Origin of the sequence: Mesorhizobium sp. M7A.F.Ca.MR.176.00.0.0 (assembly GCF_004023165.1) — a bacterium.
GTDB lineage: Bacteria > Pseudomonadota > Alphaproteobacteria > Rhizobiales > Rhizobiaceae > Mesorhizobium.
In genome coordinates, this window is sequence record NZ_RZTC01000081.1 from 1 (window position 1) to 15,817 (window position 15,817).

The 15,817-nt window shown below is 63.3% G+C and carries 17 protein-coding genes, 1 tRNA gene and 2 pseudogenes; 7 read left to right on the plus strand and 13 right to left on the minus strand.

Going from position 1 to position 15,817, the window contains the following annotated elements; translation table 11 throughout:
- The 6 genes and pseudogenes from EOB59_RS23770 to EOB59_RS23795 form a co-directional block, all read right to left on the minus strand.
- Positions 1-197 (minus strand): annotated as a pseudogene (locus EOB59_RS23770) (YdcF family protein); the annotation flags it as partial.
- A gap of 125 nt (positions 198-322) precedes the next feature.
- Positions 323-1,888, minus strand: a complete 1,566-nt coding sequence (locus EOB59_RS23775) for an amidase family protein (RefSeq protein WP_127810474.1) — start codon at positions 1,886-1,888, stop codon at positions 323-325.
- Positions 1,888-2,343: a GNAT family N-acetyltransferase gene (locus EOB59_RS23780; RefSeq protein WP_127380854.1), complete on the minus strand. Its 456-nt coding sequence runs from the start codon at positions 2,341-2,343 to the stop codon at positions 1,888-1,890. Before EOB59_RS23780 ends, EOB59_RS23775 begins: the two co-directional genes overlap by 1 nt.
- A gap of 8 nt (positions 2,344-2,351) precedes the next feature.
- A complete protein-coding gene (gene gatC, locus EOB59_RS23785) occupies positions 2,352-2,639 on the minus strand; it encodes an Asp-tRNA(Asn)/Glu-tRNA(Gln) amidotransferase subunit GatC (protein WP_128289374.1) in 288 nt (95 codons plus the stop codon).
- Between the two features lie 118 nt (positions 2,640-2,757).
- On the minus strand, positions 2,758-3,174 hold the full coding sequence (locus tag EOB59_RS23790; protein ID WP_127321156.1) for a hypothetical protein: 417 nt from the start codon (positions 3,172-3,174) through the stop codon (positions 2,758-2,760).
- 24 nt (positions 3,175-3,198) lie between these two features.
- Positions 3,199-3,906 (minus strand): metal-dependent hydrolase, encoded by a 708-nt coding sequence (locus EOB59_RS23795; RefSeq protein ID WP_127810476.1) that lies wholly within the window; start codon positions 3,904-3,906, stop codon positions 3,199-3,201.
- 123 nt (positions 3,907-4,029) lie between these two features.
- Between EOB59_RS23795 and ruvX the strand changes: the two genes are divergently transcribed.
- The gene (ruvX, locus tag EOB59_RS23800) at positions 4,030-4,536 is read left to right on the plus strand and encodes a Holliday junction resolvase RuvX (RefSeq protein ID WP_023812961.1); all 507 of its coding nucleotides are present in this window, start codon (positions 4,030-4,032) and stop codon (positions 4,534-4,536) included.
- Here the strand turns inward: ruvX and EOB59_RS23805 are convergent.
- From EOB59_RS23805 to EOB59_RS23815, 3 genes are all read right to left on the minus strand, one after another.
- Complete coding sequence (locus tag EOB59_RS23805; RefSeq protein WP_127272493.1) at positions 4,454-4,795, minus strand: DUF6105 family protein; 342 nt, start codon at positions 4,793-4,795, stop codon at positions 4,454-4,456. The two genes, ruvX and EOB59_RS23805, sit on opposite strands and share 83 nt — an antisense overlap.
- Positions 4,795-5,364, minus strand: a complete 570-nt coding sequence (locus EOB59_RS23810; protein ID WP_128289375.1) for a hypothetical protein — start codon at positions 5,362-5,364, stop codon at positions 4,795-4,797. The genes EOB59_RS23805 and EOB59_RS23810 overlap by 1 nt, the downstream gene beginning before the upstream one ends.
- A 194-nt stretch (positions 5,365-5,558) precedes the next feature.
- A complete protein-coding gene (locus EOB59_RS23815) occupies positions 5,559-7,187 on the minus strand; it encodes a DNA alkylation response protein (protein WP_027036690.1) in 1,629 nt (542 codons plus the stop codon).
- Positions 7,188-7,379: 192 nt separating this feature from the next.
- Between EOB59_RS23815 and EOB59_RS23820 the strand changes: the two genes are divergently transcribed.
- The 5 genes from EOB59_RS23820 (at position 7,380) to EOB59_RS23840 (ending at position 12,147) form a co-directional block, all read left to right on the plus strand.
- Positions 7,380-8,339, plus strand: a complete 960-nt coding sequence (locus EOB59_RS23820; protein ID WP_127327334.1) for an aspartate carbamoyltransferase catalytic subunit — start codon at positions 7,380-7,382, stop codon at positions 8,337-8,339.
- Positions 8,336-9,622: a dihydroorotase gene (locus EOB59_RS23825; protein ID WP_127397325.1), complete on the plus strand. Its 1,287-nt coding sequence runs from the start codon at positions 8,336-8,338 to the stop codon at positions 9,620-9,622. The genes EOB59_RS23820 and EOB59_RS23825 overlap by 4 nt, the downstream gene beginning before the upstream one ends.
- A gap of 58 nt (positions 9,623-9,680) precedes the next feature.
- Entirely contained in the window at positions 9,681-10,268 is a 588-nt protein-coding gene (gene plsY / locus EOB59_RS23830) for a glycerol-3-phosphate 1-O-acyltransferase PlsY (RefSeq protein WP_128289376.1), read from the plus strand.
- A 17-nt stretch (positions 10,269-10,285) separates the two neighbouring features.
- Complete coding sequence (dprA, locus tag EOB59_RS23835) at positions 10,286-11,425, plus strand: DNA-processing protein DprA (protein WP_128289383.1); 1,140 nt, start codon at positions 10,286-10,288, stop codon at positions 11,423-11,425.
- Positions 11,426-11,676: 251 nt separating this feature from the next.
- Positions 11,677-12,147, plus strand: coding sequence for a nucleoside deaminase (locus EOB59_RS23840; RefSeq protein WP_127322545.1), 471 nt, complete (start codon positions 11,677-11,679; stop codon positions 12,145-12,147).
- A gap of 64 nt (positions 12,148-12,211) precedes the next feature.
- Here EOB59_RS23840 and EOB59_RS23845 read toward each other — a convergent pair.
- Positions 12,212-12,287, minus strand: a tRNA-Lys gene (locus tag EOB59_RS23845).
- A 259-nt stretch (positions 12,288-12,546) separates the two neighbouring features.
- Between EOB59_RS23845 and EOB59_RS23850 the strand changes: the two genes are divergently transcribed.
- Entirely contained in the window at positions 12,547-13,032 is a 486-nt protein-coding gene (locus tag EOB59_RS23850) for a BA14K family protein (RefSeq protein WP_127272309.1), read from the plus strand.
- A gap of 96 nt (positions 13,033-13,128) precedes the next feature.
- Here the strand turns inward: EOB59_RS23850 and EOB59_RS23855 are convergent, their stop codons facing one another.
- The 3 genes and pseudogenes from EOB59_RS23855 to EOB59_RS36620 form a co-directional block, all read right to left on the minus strand.
- Complete coding sequence (locus EOB59_RS23855) at positions 13,129-13,608, minus strand: DUF6882 domain-containing protein (protein WP_128289377.1); 480 nt, start codon at positions 13,606-13,608, stop codon at positions 13,129-13,131.
- Positions 13,609-13,642: 34 nt separating this feature from the next.
- Positions 13,643-15,136: a glycerol kinase GlpK gene (gene glpK / locus EOB59_RS23860; protein WP_128289378.1), complete on the minus strand. Its 1,494-nt coding sequence runs from the start codon at positions 15,134-15,136 to the stop codon at positions 13,643-13,645.
- A 97-nt stretch (positions 15,137-15,233) separates the two neighbouring features.
- Positions 15,234-15,817, minus strand: a pseudogene (locus EOB59_RS36620) (carbohydrate ABC transporter substrate-binding protein); the annotation flags it as partial.

Genomic DNA, 15,817 nt, shown 5'->3' on the forward strand with positions numbered 1-15,817 from the left:
TCCAGCGGATTGAGCATCATGGCGCCTAGCGACGTCCAGGCTGACAGCGCAAGGATCAGAAATGCCAGCAAGCTGCCGGTGGCCGCCAGCCGCCGGCGCCCGATCATGGCCGCGAGCAGTCCCGCCAGCAGCAGGAAGATCGCCAGGTTCAGCGGCTGGATGAAGAACCAGAATATCTTGGACAGGTAGAAGAACATCGCTCACCCCATTGCAGCGCCGCGCGGGCGTGGGCGCTCAAAGGACGCTAACACTTTGATTTTGCGTAGCATCCTTCCGAAAATCGATTCCGACTTTCAGGGCATCCGCTAGACGAGCGACGTCCCTACCACCACTTCTCCGGCTGGAACGTGCCTGCGGCCTGCTCGATGACGGCGGCGGTCTGGAACAGGGTTTCCTCGTCGAACGGCCGACCGATCAGCTGCAGCCCGAGCGGCAGGCCCTTGGCGTCGAGCCCGGCGGGCACGGCGATGCCCGGCAGGCCGGCCATGTTCACCGTGACGGTGAAGATGTCGTTGAGGTACATCTTGACCGGATCGGCAGCCATGTCCTCATCGGCGACGCCGAAGGCGGCGGACGGCGTTGCCGGGGTCAGGATGACATCGACGCCGGCGGCGAAGACCGTCTCGAAATCCCGCTTGATCAGATTGCGCACCTTCTGCGCCTGCAGGTAGTAGGCGTCGTAGTAGCCGGCCGACAGCACATAGGTGCCGATCATGATGCGGCGCTTGACCTCGCGGCCGAAACCGGCGGCGCGGGTCTTCTCATACATGTCGACGATATCCTTGCCCGGCACGCGCAAGCCGTAGCGGACGCCATCATAGCGGGCGAGGTTGGATGACGCCTCGGCGGGCGCCACGATGTAATAGGCGGGCAGCGCGTATTTGGTGTGCGGGAGGGAAATGTCGACAATCTCGGCGCCGGCGTCCTTCAGCCAGGCAATGCCCTTCTGCCACAGCGCCTCGATCTCTTCGGGCATGCCGTCGACGCGGTATTCCCTGGGAATGCCGACCTTCATGCCCTTGATCGGCTTGCCGATCGCGGCCTCATAGTCCGGCACTGGCCGGTCGACCGACGTCGTGTCCTTCGGATCGACCGAGGCCATCGACTTCAACAGGATCGCGGCATCGCGCACGTCGCGCGCGATCGGGCCGGCCTGGTCGAGCGACGAGGCGAACGCGACGATACCCCAGCGCGAGCAGCGGCCATAGGTCGGCTTGATGCCGACCGTCCCGGTGAAGGCGGCCGGCTGGCGGATCGAGCCGCCAGTATCCGTCGCGGTCGCGCCGGCGCACAGGAAGGCGGAGACTGCCGTGGCCGACCCGCCGGAAGAGCCACCCGGCACCAACTGCGCATTGTCCAGGCTGCGCACGGTCCTCGTGCCGCCGGCCGAGACGAAGCCGCCGTCGCCTTGATGCGTCGTCGGCATCACCGCAGTATCGAGGCGCGAGCGCCGCCACGGATTGATGACCGGACCATAGTAGGACGTCTCGTTGGACGAACCCATGGCGAACTCGTCCATGTTGAGCTTGCCGAGCATAACGGCGCCGTCGGCCCACAGATTTGACGTAACGGTCGATTCGTAGCGCGGCTTGAACCCGTCGAGCACATGGCTGCAAGCCTGCGTGTGGACGCCTTCGGTGCCGAACAGGTCCTTGATCCCCAACGGAATGCCTTCCAGCGCACCGCCCTCGCCCTTGACCAGCCTGGCGTCGGACGCCTTGGCCATGTCGCGCGCCTTGTCGCCGGTCACGGCGACATAGGCATTGAGCGCCGGATTGGCGCGCTCGATAGCGCCGAGATAGGCCTCGGTGATCTCGGTCGCGGTGATTTCCTTGCCGCGCAGCTTGGCGCGGGCCTGTGAAATCGTCAGCTGGGTCAGGTCGCTCATCAAAGGCTCTTTTCGTAAAACACCGACCACTCAGAATCGGGATAATCCAGCACCGGGCCGCAACGCGAAAACCCGGCGCGCTCGTAGACTGTCCACGCCGCGGGATGACGATCGCCCGTCTCCAGCACCAGTCGCTTCAGTCCCTCGTTGCGCGCCAGCGCCTCGACCCGCTCAACGATTTTCGCGCCGATCTTCTGGCCGCGATGCGACGGCCTGATATACATGCGCTTGACCTCGCCAATGGCGCCGTCATGACGCTTCAGCGCGCCGCAGCCAATGGCCAGGCCTTTATCTCGGGCGATGAAAACCGTCGTGTCCTCACCGGCCATCTGCTCAACCGTCAAATGGTAGCAATGCTCCGGCGGCGTCAGTTCGAGCAAGGTCTCGTTGAGTTCGGTGACCAGCCCGCGCAGGTCGTCCTGGAGCGGCGTCTCAATGGCGATCTCGATTGCCATCGGCGGACTTACTCCACGACCTTCGGCACGAGGAAGAAATTCTCTTCGGTCGCCGGCGCGTTGACGACGATGTCGGCCGCCTTGCCGCCGTCGGTGACGACATCGCTGCGCTTCTTCATGTCCATCGGCGTCACCGAGGTCATTGGCTCGACACCGGAAACATCGACCTCGTTCAGCTGCTCGACGAAGCCCAGAATGGCGTTCAGCTCGCCGTTCATCCGTTCGGCATCCTCTTCGCTCACCGCGATGCGGGCGAGATGCGCGACGCGCTTCACTGTCTGAAGATCTACGGACATGTTTTTGCCTCGGGGAAAACCAGTTCGGGCTATAGCGGCGCCGCGCGCGCTGCGCAACATGCATCGTGCGAGAGACCAGGCTGTGCCGACGGCCCGCTCATCGGCTCTCAGAATACGTCTATGGCAGGGCAACGCCTTCGCACAGATAGTAGCTGCCGCTATTGCCGCTTGCTTCGCTTTCGTCGTCGACGGGCCGAACCGACACGAGATCGATCTGCTTCGCGTTCATTTGCGTCACCGAGAGAACGTCGGGAAAGACATAACCCGGTTCCTGGCAGATGGCCGTCACCGCCCAGCTCGGCGAAGCCGTCGCCTTGCTGATCTGCAGAAACTCGCAATTGTATTCGACGCTTTGCAGGCCGTATGCCGAAAGCACGATGTTGCCGGCGTCGATCAGCGTTTGCAGCGTGTCCTTCTTGGCCTGTTTGCAAAGCTCCTCGGACTGAAGGTAGACGCCTTCGATGAAATCATCCGCAGCGAGCGCGGGCGACGCCGCGACCAGTATGGAAACGCAAAAAGATTGCCTCAAAGCCATGGTTTTATTCCATTATGGCTGCTTCTAAATCGTAATCGTCTCGCCAATCTTGGGCAAAGCCACCTTGATGCCGGATCCTTCCAGGCCGGCCTCGAACTTGTCGGCGGTCGGGTCGATCATCGGAAAGGTGCCGAAGTGACAGGGAACCACGGTGTCGAACTTGAAGAAGCGCCGGCAGGCAAGTGCGGCCACCGCGCCGCCCATGGTGAAGCGGTCGCCGATCGGCACCAGGCCGATCTTCGGCTCGTGCAGCTCGTTGATCAGCGCCATGTCGGAAAAGATGTCGGTGTCGCCCATGTGGTAGAGCGTCTTGTCTTCCGGGAAATGCAGGACGAGGCCGCCGGGATTGCCGAGATAGGTGTTCTGGCCGCCATCGCCGGGAAAGGAAGATGAATGCAGCGCCTGGACGAAAGTGGTGGTGAAGCCGCCGCAATCGACGGTGCCGCCGATGTTGCCCGGGTTGATCTTCTTGTCGCTGGCGCCCTTGCCGACCAGGTACATGCAGATCTCGAAATTGGCGACTAGCTGGGCGCCGCTTTTGCCAAGCACTTCCAGCGCGCCGCTGATGTGGTCGCTGTGGCCATGCGTCAGCAGTACATGCGTGATTCCCTCCGCCGGTCCCTCCCAGCCGCCCGTCCAGGACGGATTGCCGATCAGATAAGGATCGATGAGGATCTTGGCATCAGCGGTCTCGATGCGAAAGGCCGAGTGGCCGTACCAGGTCAGTTTCATGAATGCATTCCTCGATTTTTATCTTGCCAAAGGATAGAACGCCGACGGCCCCGAGATCAAAGGGTTACTGTGTCCACCACGCGTTTGACAAAACACGTGGTGGTGAAAGGCGAAGGACGGCCGGTGGGCATTATCACGATCGAGGAATTGCCGGCGCGGCTGACCGGCGGCAAGACGCTGGCGGGACTTGACCTCGGCGACAAGACGATCGGCGTCGCGGTCTCGGATCAGAGATTTTCCTTCGCCCATCCGCGCCCGGTCATCATGCGAAGGAAATTCTCGCTCGATGCGGCGGTGCTGCTCGCCTTGCTGCGGAAGGAGAATGCCGGCGCGGTGGTGATTGGGCTGCCGATCAACATGGACGGTTCGGAAGGTCCGCGTGCGCAGAAATCGCGCGCCTTCGTTCGCAACATGGCCCAGATGAGCGACCTGCCCTTCGTGCTCTGGGATGAGAGACTATCGACGGTCGCGGCCGAAAGGACGCTGATCGAGATGGATTTCTCGCGCCGCAAGCGCGCCGGCAAGATCGATTCGGCGGCAGCCGCGTTTATTCTGCAGGGAGTTTTGGACCGGCTTCAGTCGCTCCACGCATCCGCTCGAACGGAACCGGACCCGCCCAGCGCTGTTTGACCCAGCCGGCGATTTCGCGGCGACGGCGGAAAGCCCAAAGCGCCATCAGCAGCAACCCGTCGAAGACGCACGTCTTCGCCACCATGCCGGGAATGATCGCCGGATCGATGCCGAGCATCTGACCATAGAGCTGGAAGAAGAAGTCGTGCATCTGTCGGCTGAGCATCGTGTAGCCGAAATTGATGTCGTTGGCCGACAGATAGAACCAGCCCCAGAAAATCGCCATCGGCGCCGCCCAGAACCCGAAGATGTAACGCATCAGCGGCCTCCCCTGTGATTGGAGCCGGTCTTGGAGACCGTTCGGCCTGATATGAGTGAGAGCAGCGAATTGTGAGCCGCGGCTTTTGCCATGTCATGCGCGACGGCATGGATCTCGCTTTCGCCGGAAGCCGCTGCCGCAACCACGGACCGCCGCTCGGCAAGCATGGCGACATAGGACGTCAGAAGTGCCGTCAGCTGCACGGCAACCGCCATGAACAGCCCGTTGATGCCTTGCGCAGCACCTCCGATGACGATCAGCGACAACATGCCGGACGCGCAGATGAAGGCGATGCGGGCGACGCTGTCGGCGCCGGGACTGGTCGCGTCGTTGACCAGGGCTTCGACAAAGGCCCAGAAAAACAGAACCGCGACGACAAGCAATGCGGTGGCGAGCGGCGCCACGACAACGAAATTGTCGAGATCGACGAAGCGGGTACCCTCGATTGTGGTGCCCAGCACGCCGAGCGCCGCCGCCACACCCCGGTTTCCGTCGATGCAGATGAGCGCAAGCAGGGCGAAAACAATCGCCCAGTGCAAGGCCAGAAAAGAGGTCAGTACCTGTCGCATCGGTGTTCCTGCTTCGCAAAGCAAGAGACGGCCAATCTGAACCATTCCCTGCTCGCGCCGGGACAGTGGGCCTTGCCGTCCGCCATCGCAACGGAAACCATTTGTTAAGGTTAACGGTGATTAGCCATACGCGGGAGGATGCCCGCCAACGCGTCAAAACTGTGGATGGCGCCGATTTTTGCGATGCTCGCCGCTCAGTTCACCGGCGGATAGAGCGTGTCGATGATCATGCGTGCATCGTGGCGCGAATCGATCATGCCATAGGTGTTGCGCCATTGGCCGGCCAAACGCGTCTCGACGAAAGCGTCGGCGATCCGCCCTGCCCCCAGGCGGCGCAATTCCGCCGCCGCAGCCGACAGTGCCAACTGCTCGGTCAGCAGCCGGGCCGAACCTTCGTCGGTTGAGGCAACCTGCATCGCCGCCTTCAGAACGCCGATCGTGCCGCGTCCGCCGGCGCCGAGATCACGGTCGATGCCGGCCAGCACATCCTCGAACAGGCCGGGCGCACGGCCGAGCACGCGCAGCACATCAAGCGCCATGACATTGCCCGAGCCTTCCCAGATCGCGTTGACCGGGGCCTCGCGATAGTAGCGGGCGAGTGGCGCCTCCTCGACGTAGCCGTTGCCGCCTAGGCACTCCATTGCCTCATAGAGCAGCGGGGGCGCGATCTTGCAGACCCAGTATTTGACGACCGGCGTCATGGCCCGGGCAAACGCCGCCTCGCCGCGATCGCTGGCCGCCTCGTCGAAGGAGCGCGCCAACCGGAACGACAGCGCGGTGGCGGCGGCGACGTCGAGCGCCATGTCGGCCAGAACGCGCTGCATCAACGGCTGCTCGATCAGGGTCGAACCGAACACCTGGCGATGGCGGGCGTGGTGAACGGCCTCGGCGAGGCCCGCGCGCATGATCGCCGACGAGGCGATGGCACAATCGAGCCGGGTCAGGGTGACCATGTCCATGATCGTCTTCACACCGGCACCGGGTTCGCCGACCATCTCGCCGATGGCATTGACGAATTCGACTTCGGAGGAGGCGTTGGAACGGTTGCCGAGCTTGTCCTTCAGTCGCTGAAAGCGGAAGCCGTTGCCCGAACCGTCACCGAGAACGCGCGGCACGAGGAAGCACGACAGCCCCTCCGGCGCCTGCGCCAGCACCAGGAACGCATCCGACATCGGCGCCGACATGAACCATTTGTGCCCCGTCAGACGATAAAAACCGCTGCCGGCGCGTTCCGCCCTCGTCACATTGGCGCGCACATCGGTGCCGCCCTGCTTCTCGGTCATGCCCATGCCGAGCGTCAGCCCGGTCTTCTCGACCGGCGGTTTCTGGCTCTGGTCGTATTTGCGCGTCGTCACGCGCGGCGCCCATTCGCGAAACAGTTTTGGGCTGGCCATCAAGGCCGCCAGCGAAGCGTTGGTCATGGTGATGGGGCACAGATGCCCGGTCTCGAGCTCAGCCGTCAGATAAAACCGGGCGGCACGGACCTGATGGCGGCGGCCGATCTCGGTGTCGCCGTTCTCCCACACCGAGGAATGCAGCCCGTTGGCCACAGAGCGGCGCATCAAGGCGTGATAGGCGGGATGGAACTCGACCACGTCGATGCGCCGTCCCTGGCGATCATGCGTCCTGAGCTTCGGCGTCTCGACATTGGCGAGGCGCGCCAGTTCCTGCGCCTCCTGCGTCAGCACGAAGCGGCCGAGACCGTCGAGATCTTTGCGCACCGGATCGGAAAAACGCTCCGCGAGCTGGATCAGCAACGGATCGCCCCGCCAGGCGTTGCCGCCCGTCAGCGGCGGCGGCTGGTTCGTCACGTCGTCGGTCACGCCCAATCCTTCTATCGTCAGAAAGCCACGAATCCGAGGCTGTCGGCTAGATATAGCCAAGCCATGCAGCGCGCGCGATGAAAATACCGGCCGATACAATCGGCCATTATACGAAAAAATTGAGGAGAACGGCTGCAATGCAAAGCTGGCGCTTGCAGCCGCAAAGTCTCCACCCTATAGCAGCGCCTTGAGATGACCGACGCTTCGTCCCCCTATCCTCATCGCCATCTTCTGGGCATCCGCGACCTTTCCCCCGCCGATATCGAGCTGTTGCTCGACAGGGCGGACCGAGCGGTCGCGATCTCGCGGCAGTCCGAGAAGAAAACCTCGACGCTGCGCGGCCGCACACAGATCAACCTCTTTTATGAAGCCTCGACGCGCACGCAGTCGTCGTTCGAGTTGGCCGGAAAGCGGCTCGGCGCCGATGTGATGAACATGTCGGTTGCGAGTTCTTCGGTGAAGAAGGGCGAAACGCTCATCGATACGGCGATGACGCTGAATGCGATGCGGCCCGACATATTGATCATCCGTCACCAATCGGCCGGTGCGGCCGCGCTTCTGGCGCAGAAGGTCGGCTGCTCCGTCGTCAATGCCGGCGACGGCGCGCATGAACACCCGACACAGGCGCTGCTCGATGCGCTGACCATTCGTCGCGCCAAGGGCCCGCTGTCGAAGCTCATCGTGGCAATCTGCGGCGACATCCTGCATTCGCGCGTGGCACGTTCCAACATCATGCTGCTCAACGCGCTCGGCGCGCAGGTGCGCGTCGTCGCACCGTCGACGCTTCTGCCCACCGGCATCGAGAAGATGGGCGTCATCGTCACCCGCTCGATGGCCGAGGGCCTCAAGGACGCCGATGTGGTGATGATGCTGCGCCTGCAGCGCGAGCGCATGGAAGGCGCGTTCGTGCCTTCGGTGCGCGAGTATTTCCGCTATTTCGGCCTCGATGCGGAAAAACTGAAGGCGGCCAAGGGCGATGCGCTGGTGATGCACCCCGGGCCGATGAACCGCGGCGTCGAGATCGCCTCGGAAATCGCCGACGGTCCGCAGAGCGTCATCCAGGAACAGGTCGAAATGGGCGTCGCCGTGCGCATGGCCGTCATGGAAGCGCTGCTCGATCCGCGCCGCAACCACGAGGGCCGTGGGGCATGAGCATAACGGTTTTTGAGCGCGCCCGCATCGTTGACCCCTCGCGCGGCGTGGACGAGGTCGGCACTGTCATCGTCGATGGCAAGAAAATCCTTGTCGCCGGCAAGGCGGCGCTGAACCAGGGCGCGCCCGAGGGCGCAACCGTTGTCGACTGCGCCGGCAAGGCGATCATTCCAGGCCTGATCGACGGCCGGGTCTTCATCGGTGAACCGGGCGGCGAGCATCGCGAGACTATCGCGTCGGCAAGTGTCGCGGCGGCGGCCGGCGGCGTCACCTCCATCGTCATGATGCCCGACACCGATCCGGTGATCGACAATGTGGCGCTGGTCGAGTTCGTGCTGCGCACGGCCAAGGACACGGCCATCGTCAACGTCTTTCCGGCCGCGGCGATCACCAAGGGCCTCGACGGGCGCGAAATGACCGAGTTCGGCCTGCTGCGCGAAGCCGGCGCGGTCGCCTTTACCGATGGCCGCCACACCATATCGAGCGCGCTGGTGATGCGCCGCGCGCTGACCTATGCGCGCGACTTCGGCGCCACCATCGTGCACGAGACGCAGGATGCGGACCTCGGTTCGTCCGGCGTGATGAACGAGGGCCTCTACGCCAGCTGGCTGGGCCTCTCCGGCATTCCGCGCGAAGCCGAATCCATCCCGCTGGAGCGCGATCTGGCCCTGGCGCGGCTGACGCATGGTTCGTACCATGCAGCAAAGATCTCGACGGCGATGGCAGCAAACGCCGTCACACGTGCGAAAGCCGACGGGGCGACGGTGACGTCAGGCGTGGCGATCCACAATCTGTCGCTCAATGAAAACGATGTCGGCGAATACCGCACCTTCTTCCGTCTGACCCCACCTTTGCGCGCCGAGGAAGACCGGCTGGCGATGATCGAGGCGGTCAGGGACGGCACGATCGACATCATCGTCTCCTCGCACGATCCGCAGGATGTCGACACCAAGCGCCTGCCCTTCGCCGATGCGGCGGCCGGCGCCATCGGGCTGGAGACCCTGCTGAGTGCGGCCCTGCGGCTCTACCACAATGGCGACGTGCCGTTGCTCAGGCTTATCGAGACCCTATCCACCGCTCCCGCAAAACTGTTCGGCCTGCCCGGCGGCACGCTGAAGCCGGGCGCTGTCGCCGATCTTGCGCTTGTCGACCTCGACGAACCCTGGATCGTCAGCGAGAGCGGCATTCGTTCGCGCTCGAAAAACACCTGTTTCGAAGGCGCGCGGCTGCAAGGCAAGGTCTTGCAAACGCTGGTTGCGGGCCGCACAGTGTTCTCCGTCTGAGCCGGCTACCGCGCACCGCGCGTGATCCGGCTTGTCAGGGGGAAATGCGGGGGAAACAATGACTTACAGCCTCATCCCAGCACTCGTGTTTGGCTATTTGCTTGGCTCGATCCCGTTCGGGCTCCTGCTGACGCGCGCGGCCGGTCTTGGCGATGTGCGCAAGATCGGCTCCGGCAATATCGGCGCCACCAATGTTCTGCGCACCGGCAACAAGGGCCTTGCCGCCGCGACGCTGCTGCTCGACGCGCTGAAGGGCACGGCCGCCGCGCTGATAGCAGGCCATTTCGCGCCTGACCTGGCGATCTGGGCCGGTCTCGGCGCCTTTCTCGGTCATCTCTTCCCGGTCTGGCTCGGTTTCAAGGGCGGCAAGGGCGTCGCCACCTATCTCGGCGTGCTGATCGGCCTTGCCTGGCAGGTGGCGCTGATCTTTGCCATCGCCTGGCTGGTGATGGCTTTCCTGTTCCGTTATTCCTCGCTGGCGGCGCTGACGGCGGCGGTCATCGTGCCGATCGCCCTCTATGTCCTGAGCACACCGCAGAATGCGGCCTTGTTCGTGGTGATGAGCATCATCGTTTTCATCAAGCACCGGGAAAACATTTCGCGCCTGCTTGCCGGCACCGAGGGCAAGATCGGAGCCAAGGGGTGAGCGAGCCTGCCGCCGTGGTGAGTGGGCCGGCCGCCGGGCCGCGCCTCAGCGACCGGCAGCGGCTGAGCTGGCTGCGGCTGATCCGCACCCAGAATGTCGGCCCCGCATCCTTTCGCGACCTCATCAACCGGTTCGGTTCGGCCGAGGTGGCGCTGGAGATACTGCCGGAACTGATGATTTCAGGCGGCGCCATCCGGATCGCTCGCATCCCTTCCATTGCCGAAGCCGAGGCCGAACTGGAATTAGCCGGAAAGGCCGGCGCCCGCTTTGTCGGGATCGGTGAAGCAGATTACCCACCCCTATTGCGCAACATGGACCATCCGCCGCCGTTGCTGGCGGTAAAGGGCAACGCAGCTGTTTTTCGGCTGCCGGGTGTCGCCATCGTTGGGGCACGCAACGCGTCCCTGGCCGGCATCAAGATGGCACGCATGCTGGCGGCCGACCTCGGCCGCGACGGCTACGCAATCGTCTCCGGCCTTGCGCGCGGCATCGACACGGCGGCGCATCAGGGCAGCCTGGCGACCGGCACGATCGGCGTCCTGGCTGGCGGTCTCGACCTGCCTTACCCGCCTGAAAATGCCGGCCTGTGCGAGGAAATCGCCGAGCGCGGCGCCATTATCTCGGAAATGCCGTTCGGCTGGCAGCCGCGCGCCCAGGATTTCCCGCGCCGCAACCGCCTTGTCGCGGGTGCGGTCCTTGGGCTGGTGGTGGTCGAGGCAGCGCAACGCTCGGGCTCCCTGATCAGCGCCCGGCTTGCCGGCGAAATGGGCCGACTGGTCTTCGCCGTACCGGGCTCACCGCTCGATCCACGCGCCGCCGGTACCAACGGCCTGCTCAAGGATGGCGCCACCCTGGTCACCGACGCAGCGGACGTTTCGCGGGCAATCGCCCCGCTGACCGGCATGCGAGCGCCCGACGTGCCGCCGTTCGAAGAGCCGCCCGACTTCTCGGCCACGCCACCGCCCGGCGAAAGCGACCGCGCCTGCGTCATCGAGGCGCTCGGCCCAACGCCAGTGGCGGTCGACGAGATCATCCGCCACACCGGCCTGCACCCGGCCCAGGTCTTCATGGTGCTGCTGGAACTCGACCTCGCCGGCCGCCTCGAGCGCCATGCCGGAGGGAATGTATCGCTGGTGTTCGGGGAGCCTTCCGTCTGACGCTGTTCGCATTTTCGCGCCGCCGAACTCCTTCGAGAAGTTCGGCGAGGATGGCCTTTTCAGCCGGCTTTCCGCTTTGCCGCGCCTGTGCTCATCTGTTCGACGCCAAGACCGGCCGGCGATTGTAGGGAAAAGGTCTGATATCCCGAGGCAAAGGTCTCAAGCAAAAGTTGGCTCTTGCCACTCGCGTCCGTTGGCACCAATCTCGTTCAGCCGCTCATCGGTGGATGTCGGCATGACAGGATCTTGCCATGACCCGCGATCAGATGCTCGCCCACCTGCGGTCCGCCGATGCCGTCGCGCGCGACACGGCGGCGCATGGGCACCATCCGTTCGGTTGCGTGCTGGTCGGGCCGGACGATCGCGTGCTGATGCGGCAGGGCAATCTCGACACGGTGCGCCATGCCGAGACGGAGCTCGCCCGGCGCGCGGCGGCGGCCTATGAGCCGGAGTTCCTGTGGCAATGCACGCTGGTCTCAACCTTCGAGCCGTGCGCCATGTGCGCCGGCACGATGTATTGGGCCAATATCGGGCGGCTGGTTTACGGGGTCGAGGAGACCGAGCTGCTGGCGCTCACCGGAGATCACGCGGAGAATCCGACGATGAGCCTCTCTTCGCGCACAGTCCTCGACTCCGGCCAGAAAAAGATCGAGGTCTTTGGCCCCTTCCCCGAAATCGCCGACGAGTTGCTCGCACCGCACCGCGATTTCTGGAAGCGTTGACGGCTTCCCCGCCCGTTGTGGTGTGCCCTTCCCGAGAGATGGGTGACAGTTCATCGGGTGGATTTGGTGAGCGCGATGGGATTCGAACCCATGACCTACTGATTAAAAGTCAGTTGCTCTACCGGCTGAGCTACGCGCTCCCGCGGGCGAAAGGCGGCCCTCGAAATTGCGCGGAACATAGGGAGAGTGCCTCGACCGGTCAACCGGAAAAAGAGAGCTCGCAAACACGGGTGGCTTCGGCCTGTCGCGACACTTGCCAGCCGCGCCACCGGTGGGAGAACAGCCAAGGGAACACTGGCATTTCTGCCCGACAGCGGCATCCAGTCTGGGGAACAATTGTATGCGCCGCTCGTTTTCCCGGCACAGGGACGTCCGCCAAAACCATCGAGGAGAAAACCAATGAACAGAATCACAACGAGCCTTCTGGCGGCCACTCTCTCCGCCACATTCGTTGCGGCGGAGGCCGTGTCGGTTAACGCCCAATCGAACTATGTGCCGCAATCCCAGGTCGCGGTGCCGGATGTGCAGACAGTCCAGTACCGGGAGTGGCGCAAGGACCGCTACAATCGCAATTTTTCGCGTGACCGCAGTTTTTCGCGTGACCGCAATTTTTCCCGGAATCGCGGCGCGTATTGGAACGGCCATCGCGGCTATCGCGAATATCGCCCCGGCTACCGTCGTCACGGCGATTATTGGTTCCCGCTCGCGGCGTTCGCGACTGGCGCGCTGATCACCGGTGCCATCATCAACAACGAGAACAACCGCGTCTACGGAGGCAACGCCCACGTCCAATGGTGCTACGACCGCTATCGCAGCTACCGTGCTTCGGACAACACGTTCCAGCCGAATTACGGCCCTCGCAAGGAGTGCCGTTCGCCTTACTGATCAAGGCGCGTTTATGTAGCTGAGATACGTTGAGTGGAGCTCGCGCCGGCAACGGCGCGGGCTTTTGATCGATTGGCCGGACGAGAACAGTTGCCGTCAACTTGCCCAGTTGATGCCCTTGAGCATCAGATAAAATCCACCGCCGTCCTCTCTGTTGGGACAACGATAGATACCCAACCCATTGCAGATACGGGCCATCACCGCACTGAGTTCCCAACCAACCACTTCCAGCGCATTGTCCGCATCCGTCGCATAGGCTTGGGCCAGTTCGTCAATGCCATTCTGCTCTCCGAAGGATCGAACCAGCTTTGCATCGCTGAGGAGCTCGCTGGGCAGGCTTGAATTTGCCCAAGCCCACAGCCAGTTGCCGGCCTCGGTGCTCGTTGAGCCGACAATCTGGATCTCGGTGACCACCTTGGCGACCCGGTCTTGCGAGAACAGAAGCGTTCCGGCCGTCAGGTCGTAGTCATAGCGCGAGCAATCGCCGAGGCGAAACTCCTTGTTCGCGCGTGCATTTTTGGCCTTCAGCTGTTCGATAGCCTCGTCGCGCCAAGCAGGATACCAATCTGGCTGCATTCCTCGCGCCCCATCACCCACCACTGATGGCTGTTTATGACACGCTCAACGTCCGTCGCACAGCATCGCGCCAACCCGCGAGCTTGGCTACGCGCACGGAGCCATCCATGTCCGGCTGGAAGCGTCGTTCCAGCGCCCAGCTCTTCGCGAACTTCCTGGCATCCGGCCAAACGCCAGCTTTCGAGCCGGCCAGCCAGGCTGCACCGAGCGCGGTCGTCTCGAGAATGGTCGGGCGGTCGACCGGTGCATCGAGGATGTCGGCCAGACGCTGCATGGTCCAGTCCGACGCCACCATGCCGCCATCGACCCGCAACACGGTCTTGGCCGAAGCCCCCTTCCAGTCCTTGCGCATGGCGTCGAGCAGGTCGCGTGTCTGGTAGGCCACGGATTCAAGCGCGGCGCGGGCAAACTCAGCCGGGCCGGAATTGCGCGTCAGTCCGAAAATGGCGCCGCGTGCCTCGGCGTCCCAATGCGGCGCGCCGAGCCCGACGAAGGCCGGCACCAGGTAGACGTTTTGGGTTGGATCGGCTTCATCAGCCAGTTTGCCGCTTTGTTCGGCCTTGCCGATCACCTTGATGCCATCGCGCAGCCATTGGACCGCGGCGCCGGCAATGAAGATCGAACCCTCAAGCGCGTAGGTCGTCTTGCCGTTCAGCCGGTAGGCAATAGTGGTCAAGAGCCGGTTCTTCGAGCGCACCAGGTCGCCACCTGTGTTGAGCAGCGCAAAACAGCCGGTGCCATAAGTCGACTTCATCATGCCTGGCTCAAAGCAGGCCTGACCGATGGTCGCGGCATGCTGGTCGCCGGCGACACCGAGGATTCTTATCTCGGCGCCAAAGAGATTTTTCTCTGTGATTCCAAAATCATCGGCACAGTCTTTTACTTCAGGAAGCATTTTTGCCGGGATGTTGAGGATAGCCAGCAACTCGTCGTCCCAGGCATTCTCAGCGATGTTGTAGACCAGTGTGCGCGAGGCGTTGGTGGCGTCCGTGGCGTGGACCTTCCCGCCGGTCAGCCGCCAGATCAAAAAGCTGTCGATGGTGCCGGCGAGCAATTCGCCCTTCTCGGCGCGTTTTCTCGCGCCTTTCACCTTGTCCAACATCCAGGCGATCTTGGTGCCGGAAAAATAGGGATCGAGCAGCAGGCCGGTCTTGCGGGTGAACTTTTTCTCCAACCCCTGCTTCCTGAGTTTCTGGCACAGCGGCGCGGTGCGCCGGTCCTGCCAGACAATGGCATTGTGGATCGGCTTGCCGGTCGCCCTGTCCCAGATGACCACGGTTTCGCGCTGATTGGTGATGCCGATCGCGGCCACGTCGGAAGCATTCCGGCCGGCCTTCTTCAGCGCCGCCTTCACGGTCGACACCACACTCGCCCAGATATCTTCCGGATCGTGCTCGACCCAGCCGGAGGCCGGATAGTGCTGGGCGAATTCCTTTTGCCCACTGCCGGCGACCTTCATCTCGCCGTCGAACAGGATCGCCCGGGTCGAAGTCGTGCCCTGGTCGATGGCAAGGATATATCCGGTCATTATGCCTCCCCGCTTAGTCTTTTACACAAACAGGGGAGACGGCAAGATGCCGCCTCCCCCAATGTCACACGGGCGCAGACGCCCGCTTAGAACAATCTTACTTTTGCCAGCTCTTCACCAGTTCGTCGTAATTGATGGTGATCGGCTTTTCCTTCTCGTTCTCGATCTTCAGCTGAGGAGCGAGATTGCCCTTCTTGACCGCGTCGGCGTTCCAGTAGGCGAGGTCATGCTCTTCGGCCATCTTCGGACCGATGTCGCCCTGGATGCCAGCCTTTTCCAGGCGTTCCATGACCTTTTCCTGCTCAGAGCAAAGCGAGTCCATCGCCTCCTGTGCCGTCTTGGCGCCCGACGACGCATCGCCGATCGCCTGCCACCAGAGCTGTGCCAGCTTCGGATAGTCCGGAACGTTCGTTCCGGTCGGCGACCACTGAACACGGGCCGGCGAGCGGTAGAACTCGATCAGGCCGCCGAGCTTCGGAGCGCGTTCCGTGAAGCTCTTGTCCTGGATCGTCGACTCGCGGATGAGCGTCAGGCCGACATGGCTCTTCTTCACGTCGACCGTCTTCGACACCACGAACTGCGCATAGAGCCAGGCGGCCTTGGCGCGATCATCAGGCGTGGACTTGAGAAGCGTCCATGAACCCACGTCCTGATAGCCGAGCTTCATGCCGTCCTTCCAGT